General features: G+C 63.5%; 13 protein-coding genes and 1 riboswitch. Of the genes, 8 read left to right on the top strand and 5 right to left on the bottom strand.

What is annotated here, in order from left to right; all coding sequences use genetic code 11:
- Positions 1–295 precede the first annotated feature (295 nt).
- The gene (locus tag PLANPX_RS16360; RefSeq protein ID WP_152099767.1) at positions 296–1,081 is read right to left on the bottom strand and encodes a PEP-CTERM sorting domain-containing protein; all 786 of its coding nucleotides are present in this window, start codon (positions 1,079–1,081) and stop codon (positions 296–298) included.
- Positions 1,082–1,392: 311 nt separating this feature from the next.
- Between PLANPX_RS16360 and PLANPX_RS16355 the strand changes: the two genes are divergently transcribed.
- Positions 1,393–1,575, top strand: coding sequence for a CPXCG motif-containing cysteine-rich protein (locus PLANPX_RS16355; RefSeq protein WP_152099766.1), 183 nt, complete (start codon positions 1,393–1,395; stop codon positions 1,573–1,575).
- 180 nt (positions 1,576–1,755) lie between these two features.
- Here the strand turns inward: PLANPX_RS16355 and PLANPX_RS16350 are convergent, their stop codons facing one another.
- Together PLANPX_RS16350 and PLANPX_RS28265 are read right to left on the bottom strand one after the other, a co-directional pair.
- The gene (locus tag PLANPX_RS16350; RefSeq protein WP_152099765.1) at positions 1,756–2,493 is read right to left on the bottom strand and encodes an SDR family oxidoreductase; all 738 of its coding nucleotides are present in this window, start codon (positions 2,491–2,493) and stop codon (positions 1,756–1,758) included.
- 73 nt (positions 2,494–2,566) lie between these two features.
- The gene (locus PLANPX_RS28265; RefSeq protein ID WP_152099764.1) at positions 2,567–3,658 is read right to left on the bottom strand and encodes a methyl-accepting chemotaxis protein; all 1,092 of its coding nucleotides are present in this window, start codon (positions 3,656–3,658) and stop codon (positions 2,567–2,569) included.
- Positions 3,659–3,925: 267 nt separating this feature from the next.
- Here PLANPX_RS28265 and PLANPX_RS16340 point away from each other — a divergent pair, with 267 nt between their 5' ends.
- Both PLANPX_RS16340 and PLANPX_RS16335 read left to right on the top strand, forming a co-directional pair.
- A complete protein-coding gene (locus PLANPX_RS16340; RefSeq protein ID WP_198421744.1) occupies positions 3,926–4,729 on the top strand; it encodes a polyphosphate kinase 2 family protein in 804 nt (267 codons plus the stop codon).
- A 127-nt stretch (positions 4,730–4,856) separates the two neighbouring features.
- Positions 4,857–6,263, top strand: coding sequence for an MFS transporter (locus tag PLANPX_RS16335; protein ID WP_152099762.1), 1,407 nt, complete (start codon positions 4,857–4,859; stop codon positions 6,261–6,263).
- 70 nt (positions 6,264–6,333) lie between these two features.
- Here the strand turns inward: PLANPX_RS16335 and PLANPX_RS16330 are convergent, their stop codons facing one another.
- Together PLANPX_RS16330 and thiC are read right to left on the bottom strand one after the other, a co-directional pair.
- Positions 6,334–6,780, bottom strand: coding sequence for a heavy-metal-associated domain-containing protein (locus PLANPX_RS16330; RefSeq protein WP_172992112.1), 447 nt, complete (start codon positions 6,778–6,780; stop codon positions 6,334–6,336).
- Positions 6,781–6,928: 148 nt separating this feature from the next.
- Positions 6,929–8,275 carry a phosphomethylpyrimidine synthase ThiC gene (gene thiC, locus PLANPX_RS16325; protein WP_152099760.1) on the bottom strand — a complete coding sequence of 449 codons (1,347 nt, stop codon included), beginning with the start codon at positions 8,273–8,275 and terminating at the stop codon, positions 6,929–6,931.
- Between the two features lie 467 nt (positions 8,276–8,742).
- Between thiC and PLANPX_RS16320 the strand changes: the two genes are divergently transcribed.
- From PLANPX_RS16320 to PLANPX_RS16305, 5 genes are all read left to right on the top strand, one after another.
- Complete coding sequence (locus PLANPX_RS16320) at positions 8,743–9,465, top strand: metallophosphoesterase family protein (RefSeq protein WP_172992111.1); 723 nt, start codon at positions 8,743–8,745, stop codon at positions 9,463–9,465.
- A gap of 354 nt (positions 9,466–9,819) precedes the next feature.
- Positions 9,820–10,848, top strand: a complete 1,029-nt coding sequence (locus tag PLANPX_RS16315; RefSeq protein WP_152099758.1) for a DUF3500 domain-containing protein — start codon at positions 9,820–9,822, stop codon at positions 10,846–10,848.
- A 244-nt stretch (positions 10,849–11,092) separates the two neighbouring features.
- Positions 11,093–11,302: riboswitch (cobalamin riboswitch) on the top strand.
- Positions 11,303–11,533: 231 nt separating this feature from the next.
- Positions 11,534–13,333 carry a PEP-CTERM sorting domain-containing protein gene (locus tag PLANPX_RS16310; protein ID WP_152099757.1) on the top strand — a complete coding sequence of 600 codons (1,800 nt, stop codon included), beginning with the start codon at positions 11,534–11,536 and terminating at the stop codon, positions 13,331–13,333.
- A 10-nt stretch (positions 13,334–13,343) separates the two neighbouring features.
- Complete coding sequence (locus tag PLANPX_RS28260) at positions 13,344–13,478, top strand: hypothetical protein (RefSeq protein WP_261344397.1); 135 nt, start codon at positions 13,344–13,346, stop codon at positions 13,476–13,478.
- Between the two features lie 29 nt (positions 13,479–13,507).
- The gene (locus PLANPX_RS16305) at positions 13,508–15,097 is read left to right on the top strand and encodes a hypothetical protein (protein WP_152099756.1); all 1,590 of its coding nucleotides are present in this window, start codon (positions 13,508–13,510) and stop codon (positions 15,095–15,097) included.
- The last annotated feature ends 23 nt before the right edge of the window (positions 15,098–15,120 follow it).

The following is a 15,120-nucleotide window of genomic DNA, read 5'->3' as shown; positions in this document are numbered from 1 at the left end:
GCTAATTTTTCACCAGATTAGCGGTGATTCCGACGGATTCGCCTCGGGCGTCCGTCTGGTGGTCGCGGGGCGCACCAATCGGCGCAGCGCCAGTTGTAGCCCCGGGCTCCGCCCGGGGGTGGCTATCCATTCCGGTGGGCAACGTCGTGCGTATGGCGACCCCCCGGGCGGAGCCCGGGGCTAGAATGCGGGCCTCTCAGGAATGCTTTTGTTAGGGAGCAGGCACAAAAAAAGGCCCCGTTCCTGCGAACGGGGCCTTTTCAAATTTGAACTGCCGACAGTCGTCGCCAGCCGCTTACGACCGCTTCCGGCGGCCGGCCAAGCCAGCGCCGCACAGCGCCAAACCAGCCATCGCCAGGGTGCTCGGTTCCGGCAGAACGTCCACTTGCGGGACGATCGAAATCTGGAAATTGTCCTTAGACACCGAGGCGGCGCTTCCCGCCTGGCTGATGCTGACCAGCGTGTTGTTCAGCACGACGTCGGCCCGCGTGGCGCCCGTGACGAACGGCACGCCGAGCGTCGTCAGCTGGTTTTGCACGTCGATGAACACGTTCAGCGCCCAGGGCGAGGCCACGCCCGCATTGGCCACCAAGTTCTTCGCCAGCGAGGCGTTGCCAATCACGGTGATCGGCGCCACGGCGACGCCGTCGATCTCGGTGATCTTGACGTTCATGATCGCGCCGACCGAAATTTGGGTGGCCGCCGTGCCGACGCCAGACAAGGTGTAGGCGCCGTTTTCCGAGAGGTTGATCGAGCTGATGGCGACGTTGTTGCCGTTGCCGTCTTGGCCGTGAATCGTGAAGTTCAACTGGCCGTCGGTGATGTCCGCAGCGCCGCCAGTCGAGGTCGACTTGAACACCGTCGGCGTGAAGTTGAGGCCCGTTGCGAACGGCGAGGGCGAGTTATAGAGCGGAACCCCGTCGGTGCCCGAGGATTCGACGACGTTCAGAAAAGTGATGCCCGGAGCGACCGGACCGAAGTTACCGTAGTTGACCGAGGCGGCTTGCAGAGACGCCGTCGAGCAGATCGCCAGAATCAGCGCGAGCGCGCTCCACCGAGAGAAGTGTCTCGTCTTGACCATTAGTCGCTGTTCCTCGTTGTGCGGCCGGGGTGCTATTCAATGGGTTCGGCGTGGGCCGGTTGCGGAATTTTGCCGCACGTTGCCCGAACACCGATTGTAGGCAGCCATTTCGACCTGTGCAAACAGACAGCAGTTGCTGGCGGCGAATGTTGCGAGAAAAGCCGAGCAATTCACCTGCGAATTGCAAGGGAACACCCCAATTCACGGCGGATGATTGCACTGCCTTGGGTGGGCCTTAAGATTGCGTAATCTTCCGTCCGGGCATTCCAAGCTCACTGTTCTCTGAATCCACTCCCGCAGGCACGAAGTCGATGCACGACGAAGCCACCTATATCTGCGACAACTGCGGCGAAGAAATCGTCATCCCGGTCGACGTCGCCGCCGGACACTCGCAGTCGTACGTCGAGGATTGCCCCGTCTGCTGCCATCCGCAGGTGATTCACATCGAACTCGATGACGACGGCGACGCGAACGCTTGGGGCGAGGCGGAGTGAGCCGCGCAGCCTGTTGAAACTCTTCTGTGTTTTGAGCCCCGGAGGGGCGACCTCATTCTCATCGATGGCGCCGATTGCGAACGATGTCGCCCCTATCGGGGCTACGATGATCATTGCGGGCTTCAACCAGGGGCTTGCGCCCCTGGCTACATCACGTTGCCCCGCCGGGGCAAGTATTGACTAATTCATCCCGCCATTCGCACGAACCGTTTGCCCGTTAATCCAACCCGCCTCGGGGCTCAGCAGAAACGCCACGACGCGGGCAATATCTTCCGGCTCGCCCAGCCGGGCAAAGGGATTGAGGTTCGCCAATCGGCTGACGGTCTCTGGCGACTTGCCGTCGAGAAACAATTCCGTGGCCACCGGCCCCGGGGCCACCGCGTTCACGCGGATGGAACGCCCGCGCATTTCCTTTGCCAGAATCGTCGTGTAGACGTCGACCGCCGCCTTCGTGGCGCAGTACGTCGCGTAGCCTGGCAACTGCAGCAGCGTTGCGCTCGTCGAGAAGTTGACGATCGCCCCGCCGTCGCGCATCCGCTTGCAGGCTTCCCTTAGCGTGAGGAACGTGCCGCGGACATTGACGTCGAACATCCGCTCAAACGCCGCCTCTTCCGTCTCGGCGATCGGAATCATGCTCATCACGCCAGCGTTGTTCACGAGCGCGTCGACGCCGCCGAAGGCCTTTTCAGTTTCGTCGAAGAGCCGCACCACGTCGGCCGACTTCGCAACGTCGGCCTGTACCGCGATCGCCTTGCCGCCGCTGGCCTTGATGGCGGCTAGCGCTTCATCGGCCGCCGCCCGGTTGCCGGCGTAGTTGACGACCACGGCGTACCCATCCGCCGCGAGCCGCTCTGCGATCGCCCGCCCAATGCCGCGCGACGCTCCGGTGACAATGACGCTTTTGTGTTCGACGCTCATGGCGCAACCTCGCAAGAGACGGGGAATGGATCGCCATTCCAATCTCTCGCCTGCGGCTGCACCATGCAAGCGCTCAGTCCACCGGCTGAATCACCAGCGAATGCCAGCCAGTCGAATAGGTCTCAAACCCGGGCGCCTGCGCGTGGGCGATGCAGCAAGCCTGCCCGCGATAGTCGCCGGTCGTGAAATTCTTCCGCTCGGCAAGAATGCTCGAGAGATCAGGCAGGCTCAGGCGTTCCTGCAGTTGCTTGCCCCATGAGTCGGCCAGAATCGTGCCGTCGCCGTCGGTGATCACGCACCGCGTCGCGGCCCGCTCCTCTTCGGCGACGGGTGCGCTCGTCATGATGGTCTGCGCGAGCGCTTCCCAGTTGAAGACGATGCCGAGCACGCCGAGCAGCTTGCCGTCGGCTTTCCCTTCCTGCCGCACGCCGCACGAGTAGATCAGCGACAACTTGCCGTCGACGAGCGGCGACCGGTTGGCCGTTTGGAAACCGAACTCGTCCCCCGAGCTGCTCGCCGCGGCTTCGCGGAACCACGTCTCGCTCGCCTGGCTCATGCCTGTCGACTTGTATTCATGCGGCCGACCGTTGGCCACCACTTGGCCATGCAAATCGCACAGCACCAGATCGTAGTAGACGGTGTACGCGCTGAGGATGACTCCCATCCGCTGGCTCGCGTGCCGTAGGGCTTCGGGCGTCGGAGCAGTGAGCGCGTCGACGACGCTTTGGTCGGTCGCCCACCACCGCACGTCGCACGTCCGCTCGTACAGGCAGCGATCGATCAGGTCGATATTGGTGAGCGCGATGTCGCTCAACCGCGTGCCGCGGACTTTGGTGCCGAGCACGTCGACCAACTCTTCGATGACGCGCTTCGTCTGGTTGGCGAGCGAATCGGCCGCTTGGGCAGTCTTCGCCGAGAGATCTTGCATCTCCTGGGCAACGACGCCAAACGCTGCGCCCGCCAGCCCAGCGCGGGCGGCTTCGATGCGAGCGTTCAGCGACAGCAGCTTCGTGTTCGTATTGATGTCGCGAATCTCGCCGATCGCCGCGTCGAGCGAGTTCGACAGGTCTCCCAATAGCTCGGAGAACGAGCGCTCGCGGCAAGCTTCCGCTTGATCGCCGGCGACGGCGGCAGTCGATTTGTCGGTGAGAATGGTCGCTGACATAGGTGGTCACGCTGCTCGAGCCATGGGAGGACTTCGCAACCACGCCGCCTACGTGGGGAAGTCAACGGAAAAATGTAGGTTCGTCCCCGTGGCGATCCACCTGCCGTGCGCATATCCCCAGTCGATTTTTCACGTCGCTTGGCGCCGCTTCTAACGATTGTGCCGATCTCGGACCAAGCGTGTGCACATTCCGTCGACTACAATTCAGCGGCTGAACTTATGTGTCGAAATCCGCGACAGCTGCACCTCGCCCGCGACCAGACTTCCATGACGCAACCGCTGATTCCCCACCGCCACGCGCCGGTCAAACTCGCTGACTTCGATCCGCGCCACATCGACGGCCAGTGGAACAAGCAGACCGCCGCCGAGCGGATCGCTGAGAACACCGCGATCTCCGGCGAACTCGCCTACCGCCTGTATGCGGAAAACAAACGTTCGGTCCTGCTCGTCCTCCAGGGAATGGACACCTCGGGCAAAGACGGCACGATCCGCGCCGCCACCACCGGCATCAATCCGCTTAGCTTCGCCATCACCGCGTTCAAGCAGCCAAGCGTCGAGGAACTCGAACACGACTTCCTCTGGCGGATCCACAAAGCGACGCCCGCGCGCGGGCACATCGGCATCTTCAACCGTTCGCACTATGAAGACGTGCTGATCGTTCGCGTTCACAAGCTAGTCCCCAAGTCGGTCTGGCGCGGCCGCTACGAAGCGATCAATGGCTTCGAACGTCACCTCGCCGCGAACGGCACGACGGTCGTGAAGTGCTTCCTTCATATCAGCAAAGACGAACAGCGCGAACGACTGGAAGCCCGCCTTGCCGATCCCACGAAGCGTTGGAAGTTCGCCAAGGCCGATCTCGACGAACGGAAGCTGTGGGACGACTACCAAGATGCGTACGCCGACGCCCTCACCCGCTGCAACACCGAGCACGCCCCCTGGCATATCATTCCTGGCGACCGCAAGTGGTATCGCAATCTCGTGGTGAGCAACCTACTGCGCGAGACGCTGGAAAAGATGAACCCGCAGTTCCCCGCCGAGGAGGCAGGCCTCGACCAGATCAAGGTCGTGTGACGCGATTCGCGGTTTCTTCACTTACCTCCTTCGCGCGTCCTTCAAGCCTTCGCGCCTTCGTGGTTAATCCTCCCACGTCGGACGATCCGCCTTGCCGCCCTGCCCCGCCGGCCCCATAATCCCCGGCATGAGCTCACCAGAACATGCCGCGGCAGCGATCGATCAGTCCATTCCTCCGTCGACTGGTCGTCACATCGACTTCGACAAACTGCCGACGTTTTACAACGACAGCAGTTTCTGGTGCATGACCGCCACCCAGTTCATGGGGGCGTTCAACGACAACCTCTACAAGCAGTTGGTCCTGCTGCTGTCGATCGCCGCGGTCAGCGTCGTCGGCGGCGAAGCGAAGGACGATCAGTCGCTCGCCATGTTCGTCTTCGCCGCGCCGTTCCTTGCCTTCACCGGCTACGCGGGATATCTCTCCGATAAGTTCGGCAAGCGCGGGATCATCATTCTCTGCAAGTTCGCCGAAGTGATCATCATGGCGCTCGGCGGACTCGGCTTCTACATTTACTGGAAATCGGGCTCGCTGACGTTCCTGTACTTCGTGCTGTTTCTGATGGGGACGCACAGCGCTTTCTTCGGCCCCGGCAAGTACGGCATCCTGCCGGAGATGCTTCGTGAGCGAGATCTACCGCGCGCGAACGGCTTCATGCTGATGACGACCTTCCTGGCGATCATCTTCGGCACCGTCGTCGCCGGAATGTTGTTGGCGACCGGCCGGCTGTGGGCCGCCTCGACGGCGTGCGTGGTGATTGCCGTCATCGGTACGATCACCTCGTTCGGCGTTCGCCGCGTCCCTGCCGCCAATCCGAACTTGAAGTTCCAGGCCTCGGCGCTCACCGTCCCGCCAGATATGCGAGCGATGCTCGCCGCCGATCGGCCGTTGCTTGCCGCGCTCTTGGTCTCCAGCGTCTTCTGGTTGCTGGCCGGCATGGTTCCCTCGGCGGTGAACGCCGTCGGCAAAATCGAATTGGGCGTCGGCGATGCTTACACCAGCGTGTTGGCTGGTTTGATCGGCGTGGGCATCGCCATTGGCTGCGTCATCGGCGGCATCGTGTCGAAAGGGAGCGTCGACTTCCGCCTCCTCCGCATCGGCTGCATCGGCATGCTCGTTTGCTTGGTGATCGCCGGTATCCCCGGCGGCGGCGACGCCGTCGGCGTCGTCGATGCGGCTGGAAACTTCTCGAATCTCCCCGGGATTGGCGAAGGCCGCCAGTGGCTCGGCTTTTGGGGGAGCCTGCCCGTGATGCTGCTGCTCGGCGCGTTCACCGGCCTGTTCGCCGTGCCGCTGCAAGTCTTCATGCAGTCGCGCCCCCCGGAAGACAAGAAGGGCCGCATGATCGCCGTGATGAACCAAGCTAATTGGGTCGGCGTGCTCGTCTCGGCGGCGCTCTACTGGGCGATCTCCCGCGGCGTCGAAACCGCCGGCTGGCCGCGAGCCACCATGTTCCTGTTCATCGCGGCGCTAACGCTGCCGATCGCGCTCTTCTACCACCCGAAGCACGAATCGTCAGCGACTGCTGCACCCTGAGCACGCCAAGCCCCGGATCATAAAGCCGCGACCGCCGGTCGCGGCCGCCGCGCCCTCGCAGTAGAAGCCGTTAGCTTTTCGCCGCTTCTTCAGCTGGCGTAGCCGGCGCTTCCTCGGCAGGAGCCGTCGCTTGCTCCTTCGCCTTGGCCTTTGCAGCGGCCGCCGCGTCGGCGGTGATCACCTTCGCGTCGTCGAACTGCATGTCGACGAGCGCCGCGACGGCCTTGTCGCCGTCGAACGCCTTGTCGTCGACCGCCACCTTCGCGGTCAGCGAATCGAGATCGACCTCGACGTCTTTCACGCCCGGTTGAGCAGCCAGAATGCCCTCGACATGGGCAACGCACGATTCGCAGTGCATCCCCGGCACGCTGAAGTCGACGGTCGGCGCTCCTGCTTCATTAAACTTGGCCACTGTCACAACGGTCGCGCTCTCGTCGCCAGTCTTCGCTACGTCAACCGACGACGTGCCGCAACCAACTGCCAACAGCGCCGCACCCAACCAAGCTAACCGTTTCATGGCATGCTCCTTTAACTCTTTGTGGGAGGGGTCTCCGACCCCGATGCTGGATTGCCGTCCGCACATCGCTTGAACTGTTACGCGTCATCGGCGTCGGAGACGCCTCCCACAAAATGCTTTTCATCTGCGGTTCCGAAAGAAAAAACCGCTACTTCGCCACGGGCTCCGAAAGCTCGACCAACTCGCCCTTCTTCGCCATCTCGCGAATATCCTGCGTAATCTTCATCGAGCAATACTTCGGCCCGCACATGCTGCAGAAGTGCGCGCTCTTGAACGTATCCTGCGGCAGCGTCTCGTCGTGGTAGCGGCGGGCCGTTTCCGGATCGAGCGACAGCTCGAACTGCTTGTTCCAGTCAAATTCGAACCGCGCCTTCGACAGCGCGTCGTCGCGATCGCGGGCGCCCTTGCGCTTCCGGGCGATGTCGGCCGCGTGCGCCGCAATCTTGTAAGCGATCATCCCCTGCTTGACGTCTTCCTGCTCCGGCAGGCCAAGATGTTCCTTCGGCGTCACGTAGCAAAGCATCGCCGCCCCTGCCCAACCGGCCAGGGCCGCGCCAATGCAGCTGGTGATGTGGTCGTAACCCGGCGCGAAGTCAGTCACCAGCGGCCCGAGCACGTAGAACGGCGCGCCGTCGCAGACTTCGATTTGCCGTTCGACGTTCATCGCCACTTCGTCCATCGGGATATGGCCTGGCCCTTCGACCATCACCTGCGTGCCGCGGGCCCAGCCGCGGCGGGTCAGTTCGCCCAGCACGTCGAGCTCCGCGAACTGCGCCTTGTCGCTCGCGTCGGCCAGCGACCCCGGCCGCAGGCCGTCGCCGAGGCTCCAGGTCACGTCGTACTGCCGCATGATGTCGCACAAGTCTTCGAAGTGCTCGTACAGCGGGTTCTGCTTCTTGTGGGCCATCATCCACTTGGCGATCAGCGAACCGCCGCGGCTCACGATGCCGGTGGTGCGGCCCATCGTCAGGTGGAGGTGTTCCATCTTCACGCCGCAGTGGACCGTCATGTAGTCGACGCCCTGCTTCGCCTGATGCTCGACCATGTCGAGGAAGTGCTGCGGCCGCATCTCTTCGATGTCGCCGCCCAGCTGCTCGAGCATCTGGTAAATCGGCACCGTGCCAATCGGCACCGGCGAGGCTTCGATAATCGCCTTGCGAATGCCGTCGATGTTCTTTCCGGTCGACAGATCCATCACCGTGTCGGCGCCGTAGTGGACCGCGGTGTGGAGTTTTTCGAGCTCGCCGTCGATGTCGCTCGTAACGGCCGAGTTGCCGATGTTAGCGTTCACCTTGCAGCGGGCGGCGATGCCGATCGCCATCGGTTCGAGCCGGCCAGCCGCGTGGACGATGTTCGCCGGAATCACCATCCGGCCCGCCGCCAATTCCTCGCGAATGGTTTCGGCCGGCAGCGACTCGCGCTCGGCGACGTAGTTCATCTCGCGGGTGATGTTGCCGGCGCGGGCATGCTCGAACTGGGTGATCGGTTCAGCCATCGAAGGGCGATCCTCTAAGGTCAGTCGCCCCGCCGACGAGACCGCGGCAGCAGCGAGGAAAATGCTGGAAAGTCAAGCGGCCCTTGCACTTGGGGCCGAATTATCAGTTCATCCTATCGGGCTCAATTCGAATGTCAATCTGCCAGCGATGGTAGGTTCCAACCGCCGAGCGATTCCGGGCCAAGAGCCTCGCCTCGCCTTTAGAGCAGCGGTCCAATCCCTGCCTAGCTGCGCCGAAACGTAATCTTTCCAGGGGATTGCTGACATTGCCCGTCGCCTGTCCCCCGGCAACAATGGACCTATCTCCCCTGACACCTCGCTCCGCACACTGCAAGGATGCACGTCGCGAATCCACCTAGCGTCGCTGCTTCGTGAAGATCTCCCGCATTTGAAATCTGTGTTCATTTGCGTCCCTCGGCGGTTCCGATCCTAACGCCGCCCTCCCGTTCGCCGTTCAAATAACTATCGTGTCCCGCCCCATCGTGAAGCCCGCTCCCCGCACTATCGCCGTCGGCGACGTTCATGGCTGCAACACAGCCTTGAAGACGCTGCTCGACGGCCTGCAACTCACCCCGCACGACACGGTGATCTTCCTCGGCGACGTCGTCGACCGCGGCCCCGATAGCCGCGATTGCATCGACCAGATCATCGCGCTCGGTCAGCGCTGTCGAGTCGAGTGCATCCAGGGGAACCACGAGCAAATGATGCTCGACGCAATCGACGGCACGATGCCGATCCAAGAGTGGCTCGTCCACGGCGGCGCTGAAACACTCGACTCGTACGGCAAGAACTTCGGCGTCGGCGGCATCAAGCCCGACCACGTCGAGTTCCTCCGCACCTGGGGCGACGTCGTCGAACGCCCCACCCACTTCTTCGCCCATGGCAACTACCTGGCGAGCCGCCCGCTCACGCGCCAGCCGTGGCGCGACCTCCGCTGGCAATCGCTGAAGTGGCACACGCCCGAAGCCCACCTCTCGGGCAAGACTGCCGTCGTCGGCCACACGGCGAACAAGCAGGCCGAGATTCTCAACCTCGGCCATCTCGTCTGCATCGACACCTACTGCCACGGCGGCGGCTGGCTGACCGGCTTCGACGTCACCACCGGCCGCATTTGGCAAGCCAAAGAAACCGGCGAGTTCCAAGCCGCCGACCTGCCGCCGATCAAGTCGCTCGCCGCGCTGCGCTTCTAGCTCCGTCTTTCGAAGCCGATTCAACAGCGAGCTCCTTGTTAAGAGAAATGTTGTGGCTCCCTCCCCCTTGAGGGGAGGGCTGGGGAGGGCTGGGGAGGGGGTGGAACCCTGGTACCCGCTTCCGTCACCCCTCCCTAACCCTCCCCCTCAAGGGGAGGGGACCTCATTGTTTTGTTTTCTCTGAGGCTTCAGTAGCTTGTCGTTGAATAGGCCTCTCCGCCCGCGATTAGCGCGCATCCACGAGCTGTCGTATCTGCCATCCTTCTCTGCTGCGCCGTTCGCATCGCCCACCCCAGCCGGTTACACTGACCGGCGTCGCGTCATCCCTTTTCCATTCTCGCGAGCAATCGCCTCATGGTTCACCTCGCCGCCAAGTTCGCCTGCGTCGTCGTTCTGCTACTCCACGCTGCCCCCGTACTCGCACAGTCTCGCGCTGAGGGAATGGCCGCCGCCGCCAACGCCTTTCTCGCCGCGCTCACGCCTGAGCAGCGCACCGAAGCCGTCGTCGCGTTCGATTCGCCCCAGCGCCGCGATTGGCACAACATTCCGAAGGATGATCGCAAGGGCGTCGAGTTTGCCGTCCTCTCGCCCGAACAGCGCCAACTCGCCCTCGCCCTGCTCCACTCCGGCCTCAGCGACGACGGCTACGACAAAGCGCTCAAGATCATGTCGCTCGAAAACAACCTCCGCGAAGGCGAGAAGAACGTGCAGGGCGCGCCGCTCCGCGATCCCGAGCGGTACTTCATCACCATCTTCGGCGAGCCAGCCGGCGTGGGCGCCTGGGGGTGGAGTTTCGAGGGTCACCACTTCTCGCAGAACATCGCAGTGCAAGATGGCACGATCGTCGGCGACACGCCGAGCTTCTGGGGCGCCAACCCCGCCACGCTGATCACGTTCGTCGAAGGAGGGCCCGAAGTCGGTACGCGAACGCTGGCCCAAGAAGAGCAACTCGCCTTCGATTTACTGACGAGCCTCGACCAATCGCAGCGTGCCGAGGCGATCATCGCCGACAAGCCGCCCGCCGACTACCGCGCCGCCGGCCAACCCGAACCGCCCCGCTCCGCCCCCGAGGGGATTCCCGCCAAGCAGCTCACCGATCTCCAAAAAGAAACGCTCCGCTCGCTGCTCGCCGCGTTTTGCAACAACCAGGCGCCCGAACTCGCTGCCGCCCGCCTCGCCGAGATCGACGCCTCGGGCTTCGACCGCGTCCACTTCGCCTGGCAAGGCGCCGACAAACCGGGCGTCGGCCACGCCTACCGCATCCAGGGCCCGACGTTCCTGCTCGAACTGGTGAACATCCAAGCCGACCCCGCCGGCAACCCCGCGAACCACATCCACTCGGTGTGGCGGAGCCTCAACCACGACTTCGGCGTGGCTGAGTGATCGCGGGAAAATGCAAAGGCAACCGCCAAGGACGCCAAGAGCGCCAAGGGAATACGGGGTGAAATAGTCCCCGCGAATTAGCGCGAATAATGCATGAATTCAATTCATCGTGATTCCTTCTTCCTATTCGCGACCATTCGCGTGATTCGCGGGAAAGTCTTTTGCATTTTCCTTGGCGCTCTTGGCGTCCTTGGCGGTTAGTCTTCTTCCGCACCCGTTTGCACAGCCCACCGCGGCCAGCTATCTTGTCCCACTGCTCTCGGGCGGCGAAAGCCCGTGGCGACTCCCCAGTCGCCGCGAAGGGAAGTCGGTGAGAATCCGACGCGGACGCGCCGCTGTGATGGACGTTTGATTGGCCGATCAACAAGCCACTGTTTCGACTGCTGTCGAAATGGGAAGGCGATCGGCCGAGATGTCTGAAGCCAGAAGACCGGCCTGGGAGCAAACGTTCGACGCTACGGCGTCGGGCGCCCGTTTTCCGTCTTCGCGTTTAGGACGGGCCGGACCTGGCTTCACTCGCTGTTGTCGCATCGTGCCGCTGTGTGCGGGCGATGGTCGACGTCGTTTCGCCAGTTCTTGCCCTTCTGGCTGTTCGTCGTGAGCGAACTTCCCGCGCAGGCTCCTGCCCACCTCGGCCTCGCGATTAGGCCATGCGGCGATCACAGCCGCAGCTGGAATTCAGCTAATGACGAGACTTCTACGATTCAGTGCGGCGCTCGCATGCGCCCTCACGCTCGCGGCGAGCTACGCCGCTCCGCAAGCGAAGGCCGTCGGCATCGACGCCTACCAGCCGACGCGCAACTTCACCCTCCCCGCCGGCGGCGACAGTTCGGGCGGCAACGTCCTGTTCGACGCCCTTCCCGACGGCCGGCTCCTGTTGCTCAATGGCGTGAACGTCTCCGTCGAGACGGCTCCCAAGAGCGGCGCCTTCAACGCGCTCGGCGACATCCCCGGCTTTTCGTTGATGTCCTGGGGCCCCGGCTTCCTCGCCGTGTCGCCTGATGGAACCCGCGCCGCAGCCGGCAGCAACGCGGGCGGTACGATTGCCGTCTTCGAAACCGCTAATCCCGCGAGCGTCACCATTTTCAACGGCGATGACTTCGCTGGCGAGTGGATCGACAACCGCTACCTCGCCATCGCCAATGGCATGTCGGGCCCGCGGGTCGAGATCCTCGACACGCAAACCGCCACGATGACCCCGGTGATTACCAACATCGGCGGCGCCTCGGCCGGCGTTGCGATCGACGCGGCCGGCAACCTCTACACCGGCAACGGCTATGGTTACAACACGGGCGGCAGTTCGACCGGGTGGATCAAAGCCTTCGCCGCCGGCGATTGGCAAAACGCCCTCGCGACGAACACCCCGCTCAACTTCGAAGCCACCGGCACGCCGGTCGCTGACTTGCTCTCGGCCTACCCCTTCGGTTTCGATGGCTCGGGCAACATGTTCGTCGGCGGCGCCGATTTCTTCGGCGGTTCGAACGACAAAGGCTACGCAGCACTGATCAGCGCGAGCGCCGTCGCCGACGCATTGGCCAATCCGCAAGCCGCGCCGCCGATCAATGGGAACTCGCCGGCAAGCGTGCTGCGTAAGATCGCCAGCCCGCAGGAGACGCTCGATTCGCTCCAACCGCCGACGTGGAATTACAACGCCGGCACCGGCGAGTTGCTTCTCGGCTACTACCAGAACGGTGCGGTAACTGCCTACGCCGTGCCGGAGCCCGCGACACTGCTACTCGTGGCCGCGGCCGGGACCTTTGGTTTGCTGATGCGTCGCCGGTCGCGTTGCTTGGCGATCGCCCTGTTGGTGCTGACGGCTGCCCCGATGGCGGTCGAGGCCTCCCCTTACGACGCGTTCGATTTCAGCGACGTCGACTACTGGGTCGGCACGGGCAGCAACCGCGCAGCGCTGGTCGTCGACTTCTATTACCCCACGGGCAATGCGAGCTACGTCTGGGGCTACCAATGGGACGGCACGGCGACAGGCGAGCAGATGTTTCGCGCGATCGCCGGCACGACCCTCGTGCGTGAACGCGACGGCGGCTCAGAGTTGGGCACGTACTCAGGGAGCGATAGTCGCCTCTACCTGCGGGCGAGTTCCTTCGGCGGCGGCCTCGGCAACTCGACCTTCGGCATCGGCTACGACGTCGACGGCGACGGCGGCTCGTTCGTTTCGAGTTTCGAAGGCGTCGAGACGGGCGCCGCGACCGACAGCGACGACTACTACCGCGAAGGTTGGTTCACCGGTTACTGGAGCTACTGGATCTCCGACCCCTCCGCCCCGGCGTGGGGCTATTCGGGCCTTGGCTTCTCGGGTCGCGAACTGACCAACGGTTCGTGGGATGGCTGGAGCTACGTCGATTTCACAACCGGCGACAGCGGAACGCCGGCCGTGCCGACGCCCGCCCAAGTCCCCGAGCCAGCCGCGTTCGCGCTCGCCGCCTCCGTCGCCTTGGCGATGTTCACCATTCGCCGACGCAAGTAGCGACAATTCTGTGGGAGGCGTCTCCGACGCCGATGCGGCGCGGCTGGAACGCTTCGGCGTGGTGCGCGAAATCGGCGTCGGAGACGCCTCCCACAATTTCAATCCAGCTGCGGCATTTCCTCAGCAACTGACAACGGACGACTGACCACGGACAAAACCAATCAAGGAAGTCCCATGCAAGTTTCTACGACCCCGTCTTGCCGGCGATTGCCGGCAGGGCGGTTCTTCCTCGCACTGACTCTGGCGGCCGCGCTTGCTTCGACCGCGGCCGCCCAAAGTCCCTACGCCACGACGCTCGTCGCCCACAATGGCGCCTTCGGCGGCGCGGCCCTCTACAACGATCCGCTCGCTGTCCTTGGCGAGCCAACCCGCGTTGCCAACAACAACGACCCCGTCATTGGCACGGCGCCTTATCACATCAAAATCGTCGAGCCCGCGTACAACCGCGATCTCGCCGGCAACAAAATCATCACGACGCTCAGCCGCAAGTCGAACGGCGGCGGCTACGACTACGGTTTCATTACCGTTAAATTCGATCAGCCGATCGTCGATGATCCGACTAACCCGTACGGCATCGATCTGAACGTCTTCGGCAACTCGTTTTACGTCGGCAACGGCTTTGTCAGCGATTCAAGCGACATGCGGGCGTACAACCTGGTCGGCGGCCTGTTCGCCGAGCCGGTCGTCATCTCGGTGAGCCCCGACAACGTCAATTGGTACACCTATGCGAACGGTCCGTACGGCGACACCGCGTTTCCGACGCAGGGAACGCAGTGGAGCGGCGCGCAGCACGACGCCACCGGCAACGGCTGGACCTCGACGCCAACCGATTTTACGAAGCCGGTGAACCCGACGCTCGACGCGGTGCTCGGCGTTCAGGGCCAGCAACTTTCAGCGGCCAACGCGATCGGCATGTATCTCAACTCCGGCGGCGGCACGGGGATCGACCTCGCCCCCACCGGCTTCTCGTCGATTCAGTACGTGCGCGTCGAGGCGACCGCCCAGTTCCGCGATGGCGAGATTGACGGCTTTGCCGACGTGCGGCCGATGACGCTCGGCGATTCGCTGTCGATCACCCCGGATAACGTCGACGCAGGGACGAGGCTCTTCTTTCAGCAGGGCGCGGACCTTGCGAAGTCGGCGGTGATCGCTGATTTCTCCGCCGTCGCCGACTTGGCCAAGCTGACCACCGCTCCGCTTGCCGATGAAACGGCCCTCGCCGCGCTCGCCGGCAAGAACGTGCTCACCAACTTTGCACTCGAAGTAACCACTCTCGTCGGCGACGCGCCGGTCGCGTTCGCCGCCGACTACCGCCTCGGCGTGAGCAGCGACTACGCCGGCGACGGCAGCGATCTGCAGATATTGTCGTGGAGCGATGATGCTTGGAGCGAAACGTCGTTCACCTTTGACGCGACCGCCGGCATGGCGCTTCTCGAAGATTGGACCGCCGGCGAAGCGTGGCTCGCGATCGTCCAAACCGCCGCCGCGCCCCTGCCCGGCGACTACGACGACAACGGCCTCGTCGACGGCGCCGATTTCCTCGCCTGGCAACGCGCCTACGGCGGGAGCATGCCGCTCCCCAACGAAACCGCCTCGCCGGGGATTGTCGATGCCGAGGACCTGAATGTGTGGAAGCAGCATTTTGGAGCGAGCGGCGCCGCGAGCCAGGCGGTTGTGCAAGTTCCAGAGCCGAGCGCCGTCACGCTTGCGGTGCTAGGCATCGTCGCATGCTCACGCCGCAAGTTTCGGCTCTCACACAAATAACTCCTTCTTGCCCCCTCCCCCTG

The organism is Lacipirellula parvula (assembly GCF_009177095.1).
Classification (GTDB): domain Bacteria; phylum Planctomycetota; class Planctomycetia; order Pirellulales; family Lacipirellulaceae; genus Lacipirellula; species Lacipirellula parvula.
This window is presented reverse-complemented; position numbering and strand designations above follow the sequence as displayed.

Excerpts from the sequence above, each read along its gene's own strand:
- PLANPX_RS16360 (WP_152099767.1), bottom strand. The coding sequence starts at position 1,081 with ATGGTCAAGACGAGACACTTCTCTCGGTGGAGCGCGCTCGCGCTGATT.
- PLANPX_RS16355 (WP_152099766.1), top strand. The coding sequence starts at position 1,393 with ATGCACGACGAAGCCACCTATATCTGCGACAACTGCGGCGAAGAAATC.
- PLANPX_RS16350 (WP_152099765.1), bottom strand. The coding sequence starts at position 2,493 with ATGAGCGTCGAACACAAAAGCGTCATTGTCACCGGAGCGTCGCGCGGC.
- PLANPX_RS28265 (WP_152099764.1), bottom strand. The coding sequence starts at position 3,658 with ATGTCAGCGACCATTCTCACCGACAAATCGACTGCCGCCGTCGCCGGC.
- PLANPX_RS16340 (WP_198421744.1), top strand. The coding sequence starts at position 3,926 with ATGACGCAACCGCTGATTCCCCACCGCCACGCGCCGGTCAAACTCGCT.
- PLANPX_RS16335 (WP_152099762.1), top strand. The coding sequence starts at position 4,857 with ATGAGCTCACCAGAACATGCCGCGGCAGCGATCGATCAGTCCATTCCT.
- PLANPX_RS16330 (WP_172992112.1), bottom strand. The coding sequence starts at position 6,780 with ATGAAACGGTTAGCTTGGTTGGGTGCGGCGCTGTTGGCAGTTGGTTGC.
- thiC (WP_152099760.1), bottom strand. The coding sequence starts at position 8,275 with ATGGCTGAACCGATCACCCAGTTCGAGCATGCCCGCGCCGGCAACATC.
- PLANPX_RS16315 (WP_152099758.1), top strand. The coding sequence starts at position 9,820 with ATGGTTCACCTCGCCGCCAAGTTCGCCTGCGTCGTCGTTCTGCTACTC.
- PLANPX_RS16310 (WP_152099757.1), top strand. The coding sequence starts at position 11,534 with ATGACGAGACTTCTACGATTCAGTGCGGCGCTCGCATGCGCCCTCACG.
- PLANPX_RS16305 (WP_152099756.1), top strand. The coding sequence starts at position 13,508 with ATGCAAGTTTCTACGACCCCGTCTTGCCGGCGATTGCCGGCAGGGCGG.